This window comes from Streptomyces roseoviridis, assembly GCF_039535235.1.
Taxonomy (GTDB): Bacteria; Actinomycetota; Actinomycetes; order Streptomycetales; family Streptomycetaceae; genus Streptomyces; species Streptomyces roseoviridis.
In genome coordinates this window covers 4,662,276-4,677,775 of sequence record NZ_BAAAWU010000001.1, presented here as the reverse complement: position 1 = coordinate 4,677,775, position 15,500 = coordinate 4,662,276, and the positions used below count along the sequence as shown (strand labels likewise).

Annotated in this window: 11 protein-coding genes; 4 read left to right on the top strand and 7 right to left on the bottom strand. The window is 72.2% G+C overall.

The features are described from left to right. Positions 1–205: 205 nt before the first annotated feature. Positions 206–622 (top strand): Rv3235 family protein, encoded by a 417-nt coding sequence (locus tag ABD954_RS21210; RefSeq protein WP_382745913.1) that lies wholly within the window; start codon positions 206–208, stop codon positions 620–622. Between the two features lie 582 nt (positions 623–1,204). Here the strand turns inward: ABD954_RS21210 and secA are convergent. Then, positions 1,205–4,012: a preprotein translocase subunit SecA gene (secA, locus tag ABD954_RS21205; protein WP_345487830.1), complete on the bottom strand. Its 2,808-nt coding sequence runs from the start codon at positions 4,010–4,012 to the stop codon at positions 1,205–1,207. Positions 4,013–4,265: 253 nt separating this feature from the next. On the opposite strand from secA, the gene ABD954_RS21200 reads away from it, so the two are divergent. Both ABD954_RS21200 and ABD954_RS21195 read left to right on the top strand, forming a co-directional pair. After that, a complete protein-coding gene (locus tag ABD954_RS21200) occupies positions 4,266–4,850 on the top strand; it encodes a GNAT family N-acetyltransferase (protein ID WP_345487828.1) in 585 nt (194 codons plus the stop codon). A 250-nt stretch (positions 4,851–5,100) separates the two neighbouring features. After that, positions 5,101–6,267: a winged helix-turn-helix domain-containing protein gene (locus ABD954_RS21195; RefSeq protein ID WP_345487826.1), complete on the top strand. Its 1,167-nt coding sequence runs from the start codon at positions 5,101–5,103 to the stop codon at positions 6,265–6,267. 104 nt (positions 6,268–6,371) lie between these two features. Here the strand turns inward: ABD954_RS21195 and ABD954_RS21190 are convergent, their stop codons facing one another. The 6 genes from ABD954_RS21190 to mtrA form a co-directional block, all read right to left on the bottom strand. Next, positions 6,372–7,127: a response regulator gene (locus ABD954_RS21190; protein ID WP_345487824.1), complete on the bottom strand. Its 756-nt coding sequence runs from the start codon at positions 7,125–7,127 to the stop codon at positions 6,372–6,374. A 278-nt stretch (positions 7,128–7,405) separates the two neighbouring features. Then, positions 7,406–8,086, bottom strand: coding sequence for a ribosome hibernation-promoting factor, HPF/YfiA family (hpf, locus tag ABD954_RS21185; RefSeq protein ID WP_345487822.1), 681 nt, complete (start codon positions 8,084–8,086; stop codon positions 7,406–7,408). A gap of 292 nt (positions 8,087–8,378) precedes the next feature. Then, on the bottom strand, positions 8,379–9,209 hold the full coding sequence (locus ABD954_RS21180; RefSeq protein ID WP_345487820.1) for a ComF family protein: 831 nt from the start codon (positions 9,207–9,209) through the stop codon (positions 8,379–8,381). A 112-nt stretch (positions 9,210–9,321) separates the two neighbouring features. Beyond that, positions 9,322–11,196 (bottom strand): LpqB family beta-propeller domain-containing protein, encoded by a 1,875-nt coding sequence (locus ABD954_RS21175; protein ID WP_382745911.1) that lies wholly within the window; start codon positions 11,194–11,196, stop codon positions 9,322–9,324. Beyond that, entirely contained in the window at positions 11,186–13,075 is a 1,890-nt protein-coding gene (gene mtrB, locus ABD954_RS21170; protein ID WP_345487818.1) for an MtrAB system histidine kinase MtrB, read from the bottom strand. Before mtrB ends, ABD954_RS21175 begins: the two co-directional genes overlap by 11 nt. Positions 13,076–13,203: 128 nt before the next feature. Next, entirely contained in the window at positions 13,204–13,881 is a 678-nt protein-coding gene (gene mtrA / locus ABD954_RS21165; RefSeq protein ID WP_197990047.1) for a two-component system response regulator MtrA, read from the bottom strand. A 415-nt stretch (positions 13,882–14,296) separates the two neighbouring features. Here mtrA and ABD954_RS21160 point away from each other — a divergent pair, with 415 nt between their 5' ends. Next, entirely contained in the window at positions 14,297–15,496 is a 1,200-nt protein-coding gene (locus tag ABD954_RS21160; protein WP_345487811.1) for a proline-rich domain-containing protein, read from the top strand. Positions 15,497–15,500: the final 4 nt, after the last annotated feature.

Genomic DNA, 15,500 nt, shown 5'->3' with positions numbered 1-15,500 from the left:
GGCAGGCCGCTTTCGTAGTCGGAGACGCCCTCAGGATACGCGCGGAGCGGCTCGCGGGCCCGGGTCACCCTGATAGGTGAATCACCCTGTGTACGCGTACGGCGACACACAGCTCTTGCCCGGGCGGGAGTGGCGCTCGTACAAGATCCCCCGACGAAGTTACCGGCGAGTAGTCGGTGGCCCATCGCGATGAACGGGGACCCGCATGACCACGCACACCCGACACCCGGCCGGCCCGGCAGGCACCCACCCGCGCGGCCGCGCGAGCACCGGACCGAGGCGGGCCCAGCCGCCGCACATCATGTTCGCCGAGCGCCTGCTCGCCGTCCTGAGCGGCGAACGCCCGGTCCACTGGATGCTCGGCCACACCATCGGCGAGGCATACGAGCAGCTCGTCCGGCTCGCCCCGGCCACCCCGCTCCGCTCCACCGGCCCCCGCCCCGTCCTGCGCCGCTGCTCCGCCCACCTCCCGGGCCACACCGACGCCGTGGAAGCCTGCGCCACCATCACCACCGGCGACCGCGTCCGCGCCATGGCCTTCCGCCTCGAACGCGGCGCGGACCGCCGCTGGCGCTGCGCCGCGGTGGAACTGGACGGGCTTCCGGGACAGGGACAGGGATAGGGACAGGGATAGGGAGCAGGGCGGCGGAGCCCTCCGGGGCAGCCTCCGAGGGCGGACGGCGCGCACCGCGCGCGCCGGCCCCCGCGGACGTCCCACGGGCCCCGTGCGACCGAAGTCCGGTCGCACGGGGCCTTCCGCATGTCTCGGCCGGGCGCTCCCGTGGGGCGGCACCGGGCCGGGCAGGGGCACGTGGAGCGGGCCCTTCCACCGCGAGCCCACGACAACGCGCTCGCGTGGAGGGCGCCACGCCTGCGCGCCCCCGTGGGGGCGTGGCGCCTCGAAGAGGCCCTGCCTGTGCGACGGCGCCGCGGCCCCTCCCATGAGGGTCCGGAGCCGCACCCTGCGGCGGCGGAACGGCGCCCGCCGACCGTCGCGTCCCGCGCTCCTCGGCACGCCGACGACGACCCCCCGAAGGTCGCACCCGGCCCACCCCTCTCAGGTGCCCCTCGGCGTACCCGATCGGATGAACCGCAGCCCCCGGCATCCGCCCACGCCCACGCGGAAGGGCCGGTCGCCTCGACGGCAACCGGCCCTTCCTCAGTACGCGGTACGCGGTACGCGGTACGCGGTATTCAGGAGCCGCTACTTCTTGCGGCGGCGCCCGCCCGCGTTCTTCTGCGCCTTGCGGCGCTCCGCACGCGTCATGCCGTCGCCCGCGTCCACCCCGCCGTCCGTCGCGAAGTCGCCCTCGACGACCGAGCCGTCACCGTCGACCTTCGGCGCGGTGAAGTGCAGCCGGTCGGGGCGCTGCGGGGCGTCCAGGCCCTTGGCGCGGATCTCCGGGCGGCCGGCGCCCGCGGGAACGGCGTCCTTCTGGAGCGAAGGGGCCGCGTCCTGCACCGGGACCTCCTCGACCTGCTGCTCGACCTGGACCTCCAGGTTGAACAGGTAGCCGACGGACTCCTCCTTGATGCCCTCCATCATCGCGGTGAACATGTCGAAGCCCTCGCGCTGGTACTCGACCAGCGGGTCCTTCTGCGCCATCGCGCGCAGGCCGATGCCCTCCTGGAGGTAGTCCATCTCGTAGAGGTGCTCGCGCCACTTGCGGTCGAGGACCGACAGCACGACCCGCCGCTCCAGCTCACGCATGATCTCGGAGCCGAGCTGCTTCTCCCGCGCGTCGTACTGCTCGTGGATGTCGTTCTTGACCGACTCGGCGATGAACTCGGCGGTGATGCCGGCCCGGTCGCCGACCGCCTCCTCCAGCTCCTCGATCGTGATCTTGCACGGGTAGAGCTGCTTGAACGCGGTCCACAGCCGGTCCAGGTCCCACTCCTCGGCGAAGCCCTCGGCGGTCTCCTGGCGGATGTAGTCGTCGATCGTGTCGTCCATGAAGTGGCGGATCTGCTCGTGCAGGTCCTCGCCCTCCAGGACGCGGCGGCGCTCGCCGTAGATGACCTCGCGCTGCCGGTTGAGGACCTCGTCGTACTTCAGGACGTTCTTGCGGGTCTCGAAGTTCTGGCTCTCGACCTGCGCCTGCGCGGACGCGATGGCCCGCGTGACCATCTTGTTCTCGATGGGCACGTCGTCCGGCACGTTCGCCATCGCCATCACGCGCTCGACCATCTGCGCCTTGAACAGGCGCATCAGGTCGTCGCCCAGCGACAGGTAGAAGCGGGACTCGCCCGGGTCGCCCTGACGGCCGGAACGGCCGCGCAGCTGGTTGTCGATACGACGGGACTCGTGGCGCTCGGTGCCGAGGACGTACAGGCCACCGAGCTCCTTGACCTCCTCGAACTCCGCCTTCACGGCCTTCTCGGCCCGCTCCAGCGCGCCGGGAAGGGCGGCCGCCCACTCCTCGACGTGCTCGACCGGGTCCAGGCCCGCCTGCCGCAGCTCGGCCTCGGCGAGGTCGTCCGGGTTGCCGCCGAGCTTGATGTCCGTACCGCGGCCGGCCATGTTCGTCGCGACGGTGACGGCGCCCTTGCGGCCCGCCTGCGCGACGATCGCGGCCTCGCGCTCGTGGTGCTTGGCGTTCAGCACCTCGTGCGGGATGCCGCGCTTGCTGAGCTGCTGCGAGAGGTACTCGGACTTCTCGACCGAGGTGGTGCCGACGAGGACCGGCTGGCCCTTCTCGTGCTTCTCCGCGATGTCGTCGACGACGGCGGCGAACTTGGCGACCTCGGTCCGGTAGATCAGGTCCGGCTGGTCCTTGCGCTGCATGGGCTTGTTCGTCGGGATCGGGACGACGCCCAGCTTGTAGATCTGGTGGAACTCGGCCGCCTCGGTCATGGCCGTACCGGTCATGCCGGAGAGCTTGTCGTAGAGGCGGAAGAAGTTCTGCAGGGTGATCGTGGCGAGGGTCTGGTTCTCGTCCTTGATCTGCACCCCTTCCTTCGCCTCGATCGCCTGGTGCATGCCCTCGTTGTAGCGGCGGCCGGCGAGGATACGGCCGGTGTGCTCGTCGACGATCATGACCTCGCCGTCGATGACGACGTAGTCCTTGTCCTTCTTGAAGAGTTCCTTGGCCTTGATCGCGTTGTTGAGGTAGCCGACGAGCGGGGTGTTCACCGACTCGTAGAGGTTGTCGATGCCCAGCCAGTCCTCGACCTTGGCGACGCCCGACTCGTGGATGCCGACGGTGCGCTTCTTCTCGTCGACCTCGTAGTCGCCGGTCTCCTCGATGCCCTTGAGCGGGTTGCCGGGCTCGCCCCGGGTGAGGCGGGTGACCAGCTTGGCGAAGTCGGCGTACCACTTGGTGGCCTGGTCCGCGGGACCGGAGATGATCAGCGGCGTACGGGCCTCGTCGACGAGGATGGAGTCGACCTCGTCGACACAGGCGAAGTTGTGGCCGCGCTGGACGAGCTCGTCCTGGGACCACGCCATGTTGTCGCGGAGGTAGTCGAAGCCGAACTCGTTGTTCGTGCCGTACGTGATGTCGCAGGCGTACTGCTCGCGGCGCTGGGCCGGCGTCATGTTCGCCAGGATGCAGCCGACGGTCAGGCCCAGGAACTTGTGGACGCGGCCCATCATCTCGGAGTCGCGCTCGGCCAGGTAGTCGTTCACCGTGATCAGGTGTACGCCCTTGCCGGACAGCGCGTTCAGGTAGGCCGGGAGCGTGCCGACGAGGGTCTTGCCCTCACCGGTCTTCATCTCGGCGACGTAGCCGAGGTGGAGGGCCGCGCCGCCCATGATCTGCACGTCGTAGTGGCGCTGGCCCAGCACGCGCTTGGCCGCCTCTCGGACGGTCGCGAACGCCTCCGGGAGCAGGTCGTCGAGGCTCTCGCCGTTGGCGTAGCGCTCCTTGTACTCCTCGGTGAGCGCCCGCAACTCGGCGTCGGAGAGGTTGACGAAGTCCTCTTCGATGGAGTTGACCTGGTCCGCGATGCGGTGCAGTTTGCGCAGGATCTTGCCTTCGCCTGCACGCATGAGCTTGTGGAAGACGGACACTGAGGCTGGTCTCCTTGCCGATCGGGCCCTGGCACTGGGTCTTGTCATGACTCGGGCACGGGCACGGCAGGTGGTCCCCACCGCAACGGCCATCGTAAGCGAGACCGCCCTCGCGAAGGGAGGCCCGCAGTGCCGGAGCCCCGCGCGCGCCCGTGACGCCTCCCGTACACAGAGAACGCACGAGGCCGCCGGAAGGTGCCGCCCCACCCGAAAAGTGTTCGCACGGGCCCGGGCGGGTCACCACAATTCCGTCATGGAGCCGATCACCCTGACCACCGACCGCCTGCGCCTGCGCCCCTTCACGGCCGCCGACGTGGACGCCGTCGACGCCGCCTGCCAGGACCCCGACATCCAGCGCTGGACGCAGGTGCCCTCGCCCTACACCCGCGCGGACGCCGAGCTCTTCGTCACCCGCCTCGTCCCGGACGGCTGGCGGGAGGACAAGGAGTACTCCTTCGCCGTCGAGCCCCTGGAGGGCGGGCCGCTGCTCGCCGCCGCCGGCCTGCACGCGAGGGGCGAGGGCGTGCGGGAGGTCGGCTTCTGGGGCACCAAGGAGCACCGCGGCCACGGCTACATGACGGAGGCCGTCGAGGCGCTGGCCCGCTGGGCCTTCACCTCCCTCGGCGTCCACCGCCTGCTGTGGCGCGCCGAGGTCGGCAACGCGCCCTCGCGCGCGGTGGCCGAGCGGGCCGGCTTCACCCTGGAGGGCGTCGAGCGGGCCGGACTGGTCAACAAGGGCACGGCCCGCGACGCCTGGATCGCCTCGCTGCTGCCCTCCGACCTCGGCCTGCCCTCGCCGCTGCCCTACCTGCCGGCGAAGGCCGGGGCGGAGTCCTGAGCCGGAGACGGGGCGGCGGTCCGAGCCGGAGACGGGCCGGGGCGGCGGTCCGAGCCGGAGACGGGCCGGGGCGGCGGTCCGAGCCGGAGACGGGGCGGGCAGGAAGGCCGGGCGCGCGGCCCCGGGGCGGGGCGGAAGGCCGGGCGCGCGGCCCGCGGGGCGGGCGCCCGGTGCCGCGCGCGGCGGCCGGCGCGGCCTCTCGTGGCGAATCCCGTGCCCGTTGTCAGTGCCGCGCTCTAAGGTGCGGATCATGACGATCGCCGCGCCTCGCCCCGCCGCCGAACTGTCCGCCGACGAAGCCCGCCGGATCGCCCTGCGGGCCCAGGGGTTCCTCGGAGCCCCCGACCGGCGGGGCGGGGTCAGGGGCGTGCTGCGGCACCTCGGGCAGGTCCAGCTGGACACCATCTCGGTCCTCGCCCGCTCGCACGAGCTGATCCCGTACGCGCGCCTGGGCGCCGTCGGCCGCCGCACCGTCGAGGACGCCTACTGGACCGAGGGCCACGCCTTCGAGTACTGGTCGCACGCCGCCTGCATCCTCCCCGTCGAGGAGTGGCCGCTGTTCGCCTTCCGCCGCCGCGCCTACCGCGACCGCCCCCACTGGGGCCACGAGCTGGCGGACGGCGCGTACGAGGCGGTGATCGCGCAGCTCAGGGCGGAGGGACCGCAGACCGCCACCGAGCTCGGCGGTGCCAAGAACAAGGGCGAGTGGTGGGACTGGTCCGATTCGAAGATCGCCGTCGAGCGGGCCCTGATGTACGGCGAGGTGGTGGTCACCGAGCGGCGCGGCTGGAAGCGGGTGTACGACCTGGCCGAGCGGGCCATCCCCGACGCGCTGCTCCACGACGACCTGGACGACCGGGAGTGCCTGCGCCGGCTCGTACGGCAGGCGGGCGAGGCGCTCGGCGTCGGCACCCGCGCGGACATCGCCGACTACCACCGGATCAAGACGGAGGCGTTCGACTCGGTGGTGGCGGACTCGGGCCTGGTCCCGGTGACGGTCGCGGGCTGGGGCAAACCGGCCTGGGCCGATCCGGCCGCGCTCGCGAGCGAGCCGCGCGGCCGGCACCGCACCACGCTGCTCTCGCCGTTCGACTCGCTGATCTGGGAGCGGGCCCGCACGGAGCGGATCTTCGGCTTCACCCACCGGCTCGAGGCGTATGTGCCCAAGCCGAAGCGGGTGTACGGGTACTTCGCGATGCCCGTCCTGTCCCGCGGCCGGCTGGTCGGCCGGGTGGACCCGGCGCGCGACGGCCGCACCCTGGTCGCCCGGCAGGTCTCCCTGGAGAGCGCCAAGGCGGTGCCCGCGGTGGCGCGCGCGCTCCGCGAGGCCGCCGAGTGGGTGGGCTGCGACGCGGTGGCCGTGGAGCGGGTGGACGCCCCGGAGCTCGCGCCCGAGCTGGTGAAGGCCCTCGCCTGAGGCCGCCCGTCCGCGGCGCGCCTCAGAGCGCCCTCAGAGCGCCCTCGGACCCCCTCGGACACCGTCGGACCACCTCAGCGGGCCTCAGCGGGTCTCAGCGGGCCTCAGCGGATCTCGAGGATCTTCTCCCGCATCGCGTAGACCACGGCTTCCATGCGGGAGTGCAACTGGAGCTTCTCCAGGATGTTGCGGACGTGGTTCTTCACCGTGTTCTCGGAGATGAACAGCTCCTTGGCGATGTCCCGGTTGTTCATCCCGGTCGCGACGAGCTTGAGGACCTCCAGCTCGCGGTCGGTCAGCCGGGGCGCGGGCACGAGCCGGCGCTCGTCGGTGCGCTGGATCATCGACTTGAACTCGGTCAGCAGCTTCGACGCCATCGAGGGGCTGATCTGCGACTGGCCGTCGGCGACCGCGCGGATCGCGGTGGCGACCTCGTCGGTGGAGATCTCCTTGAGGAGGTAGCCGGTCGCGCCCGCCTTGATCGCGTCGTAGAGGTCGGCCTCCTCGTCGCTGATCGTCAGCATGATGATCTTCGCGCTGGGCGCCACCTCCTTGATGGAGGTACACGCCTCGATCCCGCCGCGCTTGGGCATCCTGACGTCCATGAGGATGATGTCGGGAAGGAGATCCGCCGCCTTGTCGACGGCCTCGGCGCCGTCTCCCGCCTCTCCGACGACCTGGATGTCCTCCTCCTGCGCGAGGACGATCTCCAGACCGCGGCGGAAAAGGGCGTGATCGTCCACGACCAGAACCCGGATCGGCTCGTCCCGCGTCGCGCCGGTGGCCGAATCCGGTACCTCCGAATTCACCGTGCCGTGGGGCTCTCGCCCGCCGTGCACCGGCCCGAAGCCGTCCGCCATCGTTCCTCCCCCTGAAGGCCGTGGCCTGAAGTCGTTGTACTGATGCGCATTCGGTCTCCAACCACTGCTCGGGGAGCACCGGTTGGCGTGCACGCCATGATTTCATGCCCCGGCGACCGCGCGGTGATCCCGTGGTCGCACGGGGGGCGCGTACGGTCGCGCAGGGGTGCCCCTGGGAGCGCCGGGGGCGCTTCAGGGGCACCGATTCATGGTCTGCGGTGTGTCGAGACGGTGGGGTTGTTGTCGCGGTCTGCGGTGTGCGGTCTGCGGCCGGGGCTTCAGCCGCCGAGCGCACCGCCCGCGCCGCCGCCCTCGGCGAGCGGGTCGCTCTCGAGGTGGATGACGCCGTAGTCGTACGCGTGCCGCCGGTAGACGACACTGGGCTGCTTGGTGTCGGAGTCGACGAAGAGATAGAAGTCGTGCCCGACCAGCTCCATCTCGTAGAGCGCCTGGTCGAGCGTCATCGGTGCTGCCTTGTGGGTCTTCTCGCGGACCACCAGGGGGCCTTCGCCCTGGACCTCCAGGGAGCCCATCTTCGTGGTGGGCACACCGTCGGTCTCCTCGGACACCACCTGGCCGCTCCCGTTGAGCGCGGCGACGCCCGGCACCACGTCGGCGACCTCGGCGGCCGACAGCCTGCCCGAGCCACGGCGGGTGAACCGCTTGTCGTGCTGCTTGCGCAGTCGCGCCTCGAGCTTGCCGTGGGCGAGGTCGAGCGCTGCGTACGGGTCGCCTGCCGCCGCTTCCGCCCGGATCACCGGGCCTCGGGAGTGGAGGGTGATCTCCACGCGGTCGGACCGGTCGGCCTGCCGCGGATTGTGCTCCTTGGACACCTCGACGTCGAGGCTGATCACCTTGCCGTCGAGCTTCTGGATCTTCTCCAGGTTCAGCTTCTCGGCCACGTGCTTCCGGAACCGCTCGGGCACCTCGGTCTTGCGGCCCTTGACGACGATGTCCACGCAGAACTCCGTTCCCGGATCGCTCCGTCCGGCGCCTTGGCCGGCGAGCTTCTCCTTTTGCACCAGACCCCGGCGTTTACCGGAGTCTCGGACTGGCGACCTGACCTCCTCCTCCCCCGCCGACGGGCTCCCCATCCCACGAACCAGAGGTGAATTCGCCCTGAACTCCTGTCCGGTAGGCGCACCCGTGTATTCGGTGAGGCGTGGCATTCGCCATTCCTCACAACCGAACATAGCTCCTTCGGAGGGGTGTCGGCACCCGCTGGCCCCACTTACCTCCATTCGGGTGTTCTCACCTCTCATCACCTGCAACGACGCACCTTCCCCAGGAGTTCCGGTTTATTTCGAACGAGGCGGGAGAAGATGCGACTACCGCCGCAACAGGCTGTTCGAATAGCGCGTCCGCCGCCGCTCTCTCCGGACTGTCCGGTAATCCGGGATTGAACGGACGGTGTACGCGGTGACGGGCCGCCGCGAGTGCCCGCGCGGCCTCCGCGAGCGAGGCGCCGGTGGTCATCAGGTCGTCCACGAGCACCACCCGTCCGCCCTCCCGAGCGGCCTCGTCCAGGAGCCGCACCCCGTCCCGGCGTGCCTCCAGGGCCCCGGACAGGTTCGCGAGCCGGCCACGCGCCCCGAGGCCCGCCTGATCGGCCACCGGCCTGCGCTGCCGCAGCACCGGCAGCACCCTCACCGCCCGTCCGGACCGCCGCAGCCGTCCGGCAGCGGCGAGCGCGATCCGCCGGGTCGGAGCATGGCCACGGGCCCGCACGGAGCTCCGCGACGAGGGCACCGGCACGAGGAGCAGGGGCACGTCCCCGGTCGCGCCGAGGGGCCGTGCGGCGGCCTCCACGGCGGCGGCCAGCGTCTCGCCCAGGGGCCGGGCCAGCGGCAGCGCGCCGCGCTCCTTGTGCGCGACGAGCAGCGCGCGGACCGCGCCCTCGTACGGCACCGCGGCGTGCACCACGGGCAGCCCCCGCGGCTCGGGACTCGGCCGCACCCTGCGGGGCCCGGTCCCGCTCAGCTCGGCCGCGCACGGCGGGCACAGCGCCGTACGAGGTCTCCCGCAGCCTCCGCAGGAGACCGGCAGCATCAACCCGGCGAACTCGCGCCACCACCCCCGCATGGCTCCACTCTCCTCCTGCGGGCCGGCCGCGGCCACCCCTGTGGACAACCACCGGCGGCGGGCGCGGCGGGACGCGCCCGGCGGAGAAGAACGGTCAGCCGGGGTGGACCGGTCAGCCGGGGTAGACCGGGTGGCCGCCCTCCTTGACCATGGGCTGCCAGTTCGCGCCGGGCACCAGGCGGACGATGCCGTCCTGGTCGGAGTCCGCGACCACCGGGGCCTGCTCGCCGCCCGGCGCGGCCACGGCGGTCACCCCGTTCAGGCCCGGCAGGACCGACGAGGTCGACGTGGAGCCGTCCGTCTGCACGTACCGCACCTGCTGCACGCCACCGGTCTCCGTACCGACGACGACCAGCCGGCTGGGGCCGGCCCACGAGACGGCGGCGACCGACTCCAGGCGGGGCGCCGCGTTCTGCAGGTCCATGACGGAGACGGACGGCCGCCCGTCGACGTAGGAGCGCTCGACCCGCCCGATCTGGAGGGTGGTGCGCTCGTCCTTCGTCACGAGCAGGGCGATCCGCACGCCGTCGGCCGAGACCCGCAGCGACTCGACGCGGGCGCCGTCCTTCAGCCAGGGGGTGCTGACCTCGATCCGCTCGCCCTGGCCGCCCGGCACCATCCACAGGCGCGGCTTGACCCGGTTGCGGTCGGCGACCCACAGGTCGCCGCGCCCGTCCCAGCTCGGCGCCGACAGCCGGTCCTCGGGCCGCAGCGCGCTGCTGGTCACCACGGGTGCCGGAAGCTCCTCGTCCGCGGTGATGGAGCCGACGCGCAGCTCCCGCCCCTCGTTGAGGATCCCGGCGGCCCGGCTCTCCTCGCGGTCGACCGCCACGTACCGCAGCGGCGCGACGCCCTTGCCGAACGGCCCGGGCACCTCGGCCGGCGTGTCGGGCTGCTTGCCGCCGACCGACAGCATCCGCAGCTTGCCGTGCTCGTCGACGAAGTAGGGGTTCTCGCCGCGGCGCGGGTCGCGCACCGGCGAGTACTCGTCCATGGCCTGGCCCTTGCCCAGCAGGCACAGCGCCTTGCCGTCGCTGCCCTGGATCTCGACCTGCTCGACCCGTACCGACGTCAGGTCCCCGAGCGTGAACAGCAGTTGTGCCGCCATGCCCTTGCAGGCGAGGGCACTGACGTGGTCCGCCTTGGAGTTGAGCGGGACCTTCAGGGTCGACTGGTCGTCGGTCGTCAGCGTCCGGACACCCGCGCGCAGTTGCGTACCGGACGGGAAGCGCGAGTCGACGGCGGGGCTCAGCCAGCCCGTCGGGCCTTCGAGCAGCGCCTTGACGGTCTGGGTGACCGGGTCCATGCGGGTGACCGGGTCCTGCCGCTGCCGGATGTAGACGGGGTCGGCGACGACCCAGTTCTCGCCGGAGGCGAAGTAGTACTTGTTGACGGAGCGGTAGTTGCGCAGGAAGTCGGCCTCACCGAGGACCAGCCCCCTCGGCAGGCTGTCGATGCGCCATTCCTTGCCCTTGCCGTCCGCGGACGGCTGCTGCACCACGTGGATCGACTGGTTGAACTCGGCCGGTGCCTGCGGCTGGTACGCGCGGCTGGCGTCCACCGTCGCGATCCGCCGCCCGGAGATGGGATAGGTGCGCCCCTTGCTCTCGGGGTCGGTGAGGTGGTCGGCCTGGTCGCGGTCGGGGGCGTTGGTGAGCACCGTGATGCTCTCCTCCGGCCGCCAGGTCGCGGCGGCCCGCGACGTCAGGTACTTCCGTGCGGTGGCGAAACCGGGGTCGTCGCTCGTCATGGCCTCCAGGAAGCCGTCGACGATCTCGTCCGGGTCGGCGTTCTCGCGCGGCGCGACGGCGTACACGCGCACCTGCGAGTCACCCGCGTTGGACGCCTTCACCGCCTGCACGTCACCGCTGTCGGGCATGCTCGCGCAGCCGGCCACCAGCAGCGAACCGCAGGCCAGCAGCACCGTGCCGCGCACCGACCGTCCCCGCCCCAGGGCCTCCCGCTTCCCTCGAAGGTCAGCGCCCACCTGTTCCGTCCTCCCGCTCGGCGCGCGTCGACGCCATCGCCTCACCACCGTCGCCGCCCTCCCCCTCGGCGGGCCTGGCCACCACCCGGGCGCCGCTGCCCGGCAGGGCCGTCGGATCCGCCGCCGCCCGCGGCATCTGCCGGGGCGGTACGGGCAGGGCGGGGCGGTCCCCGCCAGGCTGGACCGGGACCGCCGCCAGCCGCCCGGCCGGACCGGAAGCACCGTCCCCGGCCCCGGCGCCCTTGGCCGCACCGGCGGCGGCCTGCGCGCGGTTGCGCCGCGAGTCGTCCGGCTCCAGCGGGATCGGGGAGCCGCGCAGCGGCTCGTCCGCCGTGCGCGGCAGGGTCAGCCGGAACTGCGAGCCGCCGCCCGGCTCGCCCCACGCCTGGAGCCAGCCGCCGTGCAGCCGGGCGTCCTCCACCGCGATCGACAGGCCCAGGCCCGTACCGCCGGTGGTCCGCGCGCGTGCCGGGTCGGCGCGCCAGAAGCGGTTGAACACGCGGGTCGCCTCGCCCGGCTTGAGGCCGACGCCGTAGTCGCGTACGGCGATGGCGACGGCCCCGCCGGCGGCGGCGAGGCGGACGATCACGTCCCGGCCCTCGCCGTGCTCGACGGCGTTCACGACCAGGTTGCGCAGCACCCGCTCGACCCGGCGGGCGTCCGCCTCGGCCACGACGGGCTGCTCGTCGCCGACGACGACGATCCGGCTGCCCTTGCGCTCGGCCAGCGGCTCGGCGCCGCCGATGACCCGTCGTACGACCTCGCGCAGGTCTATCGGTGCGGCCTCGAGCGCCGCGGCGCCCGCGTCGAAGCGGCTGATCTCCAGCAGGTCGGCGAGCAGCGACTCGAACCGGTCGAGCTGGTCGCCGAGCAGCTCCGCCGACCGGGCGGTGACCGGGTCGAAGTCGGCCCGGGCGTCGTGGATGACGTCGGCCGCCATCCGTACGGTCGTGAGCGGGGTGCGCAGCTCGTGGGAGACGTCCGAGACGAACCGCCGCTGCATCCGCGACAGGTCCTCCAGCTGCTGGATCTTCAGCTGGAGGTTCTGCGCCATCTTGTTGAACGCCTCGCCGAGGCGCGCGATGTCGTCCTCGCCGGTGACCTTCATCCGTTCCTGGAGCCGTCCCGCCGACAGCCGCTCGGCGATCCCGGCGGCCATCCGCACGGGCGTGACGACCTGCCGCACCACCAGCCACGCGATGGCGCCGAGCAGGACCACGACGAACAGGCCGGCCGTCGCCAGGGTGCCCTTGACCAGGGCGAGGGAGTCCTCCTCCTGGGTCAGCGGGAAGAGGTAGTACAGCTCGTACGGGATGCCGTCGGCGTCGTTGAGCCGCTTGCCGACCACGAGGCCGGGCTCGGACGCCTTGCCGCTGGTGTAGTGGATGCGGGCATAGGTCTGGAAGGTGCTGGTGCCCTGGGCGACGTTGTGCCGCAGGTCGGCGGGGATGCTGGTGGTCGGGTCGACCTCACCGGAGGCGCGGGCGCCACGGCTCGCGGTGTCGCCGGTCTCCAGGGAGAGCGCGACGACGTTGAACGCGCTCTGGCCGCCGCTGGCGAGCTGCTCGACGAGCGTGGAGCGCCAGTTCACCGACGCTCCGGTCCGGCCGCCGGTCTGGCCGCCCGGCGCGGGCGGCGTGGTCGCGGCCCGGTCCTGGGCGGCGGAGAACCCGCCGGCCGCCTGGCTCTGCGCGGCCTTCTCCTTGGCGTCGAGCAGGCCGTTGCGCACCTGCCCGATGACGACCAGGCCGAGGAGCAGCACCACGCCGAGCGACATCAGCAGGGTGCCCGCGACCACGCGCACCTGGAGGTTGCGCCGCCACAGCCGTACGGCGGGCAGCAGCGGCCGGCGCACCCAGCGCGCGAGGAGCCGGAACACCCGTCCGCCGGGTGTCCCGTCCTGGAGCAGACGGCCGAGACTCGAGCCCCCCCCGCCCCGGTCCGGCAGCCCGCCCCGTACGGACTCCCGGGTCCCCGGGCTTCGGAGCAGTACTGCCCGCACTCATGTCAGCTCGGTCCTGCCTTGTAACCGACACCGCGGACGGTCACGACGATCTCCGGGCGCTCGGGGTCCTTCTCGACCTTGGAACGCAGCCGCTGGACGTGCACGTTCACCAGACGGGTGTCGGCGGCGTGCCGGTACCCCCACACCTGCTCGAGGAGCACCTCGCGCGTGAACACCTGCCAGGGCTTGCGGGCCAGGGCGACGAGCAGGTCGAACTCCAGCGGCGTCAGGGCGATGGACTGCCCGTCCCGCTTCACGGAGTGGCCCGCCACGTCGATGACCAGGTCACCGATGGTCAGCTGCTCGGGCGCCGGCTCCTCCGACCTGCGCAGCCGCGCCCGGATGCGGGCGACGAGCTCCTTCGGCTTGAACGGCTTCACGATGTAGTCGTCGGCGCCGGACTCCAGGCCCACCACGACGTCCACGGTGTCGCTCTTGGCCGTGAGCATGACGATCGGCACCCCGGACTCGGCCCGGATGAGCCGGCACACCTCGATGCCGTCCCGGCCGGGCAGCATCAGGTCGAGCAGCACCAGGTCGGGCTTGGCCTCCCGGAAAGCCGCGAGCGCCTTGTCCCCGTCCGACACGAACGACGGCTCGAACCCTTCACCTCGCAGCACGATCCCGAGCATCTCGGCCAGTGCGGTGTCGTCGTCGACGACGAGAACGCGTCCCTTCATATCGACATCATCCCATTTCCGTATCAGTCTCAAGGCGGCTGGTGAGATACCTCACTGACCTGCGGTGACGGGCTGATGTCACCTTCAAGGGCCCCCGTGGTCGGCCTGCACCGTACCCCGTGCGCTCACAGCCGTACGAAAAGCGCGTCGTCCCGTGCTCCGTACGACGTCCGGCGCAAGATCGTCCACGCTCGCGAGGCGCAGGCCGACGTCATGCCCCGCGCGAACCGGACCTCGGCTCAGTCTGACCCCCGCCGCCCCCGGAGGGAAGCCGCGGAAGGAAAGCCCGGGCCCGGCCCGTCGGCGGAGCCCGCGTGGCACGATGGCTCCCGGCCCGCCGCGTCAGGCGGTCGGCCGCAGAGACCGAGCCGGTTCGCCGATCCGGCCCCGCGACCATTCCTCGAGGTGGACGACCGTGAACGACACTCCGGGCTGGGCCTCGCCCGGATCTGCTCCCTCCGACGGCCAGGACGGCGCCGGCGTGCCCCGGCCCTCCTCGCCCGGTGACGCGAACGACTCCGCCCCCCAGTGGTCCAAGGACCAGCCCCCCGCCGGGCAGTGGCAGCCGCCGACGCCACCCACGCACGACGCACCGCCCCCGACGCCCGCCCGCGCGCAGAGCGGGCCGGGCTGGGGCGCCCCGCCGCCGCACGGGCACTGGGGTCCGCCACCGGCCGCGAAGCCCGGCGTGATCCCGCTGAGGCCGCTCGGGCTCGGCGAGATCCTCGACGGGGCGGTGACGACCCTGCGCCGCCACTGGCAGACCGTGCTCACCATCACGGTCGTCGTCGCGGTGATCACCGAGGTCGCCAACATCCTCGTCCAGCGCTATCTCGTCGTGCCGCCGGAGCCGGTCCACCCGGACGCGAGCCCCGCCGAGGTGCTGGCGGCCGCCGGCGACACCGCGTCGTCCGCCCTGGTCGACTCGGCACCCGCGGCCCTCGTCGCGATCGCCGCCTCCCTGTTCAGCGCCGCCCTGCTGACGGTGGTGATGAGCCGGGCCGTCCTGGGCCGTCCCGTGACCCTGGCCGCGGCCTGGCAGGAGGCCCGCCCCCGTCTCCCGCAGCTGCTGGGGCTGACCCTGCTGCTGTCCGCGATGGCGGCGGGCATCATGCTCGTCGGCCTCCTGCCCGGCCTGCTCGCCCACCACACGGGCCTCACCCTCCTGGGCGCCCTCGCCGCTCTCGCCGTGACGACCTGGCTGGTGATCCGCTACAGCCTGGCCTCTCCCGCCCTCATGCTGGAGCGCGAAGGCGTGATGAAGTCCCTGAAGCGCTCCGCGAAACTGGTGCAGGGCTCCTGGTGGCGGATCTTCGGCGTCACGGTCCTCACCCAGATCATGGTCATCTTCTTCACCATGATCGTCGCGATCCCGTTCCTCGTCATCGCGGTGCTCGCGAGCGGCGACGGCATGGCCTCCCTGGACAGCACCACCTTCGAATACAGCTGGACGTACCTGATCATCATGGGCATCGGCGGAGTGATCGTCAGCGCGATCACCTACCCGATCGCCGCCGGGGTGACCGTCCTGCTCTACATCGACCAGCGCATCCGCCGCGAGGCCCTCGACCTCGAACTCGCCCGCGCCGCCGGACTTTCCGGCCACGGAGGCTGATGGC

Coding starts and splice junctions, on each gene's coding strand:
- ABD954_RS21210 (WP_382745913.1), top strand. CDS start 206: ATGACCACGCACACCCGACACCCGGCCGGCCCGGCAGGCACCCACCCG.
- ABD954_RS21200 (WP_345487828.1), top strand. CDS start 4,266: ATGGAGCCGATCACCCTGACCACCGACCGCCTGCGCCTGCGCCCCTTC.
- ABD954_RS21195 (WP_345487826.1), top strand. CDS start 5,101: ATGACGATCGCCGCGCCTCGCCCCGCCGCCGAACTGTCCGCCGACGAA.
- ABD954_RS21190 (WP_345487824.1), bottom strand. CDS start 7,127: ATGGCGGACGGCTTCGGGCCGGTGCACGGCGGGCGAGAGCCCCACGGC.
- ABD954_RS21180 (WP_345487820.1), bottom strand. CDS start 9,209: ATGCGGGGGTGGTGGCGCGAGTTCGCCGGGTTGATGCTGCCGGTCTCC.
- mtrA (WP_197990047.1), bottom strand. CDS start 13,881: ATGAAGGGACGCGTTCTCGTCGTCGACGACGACACCGCACTGGCCGAG.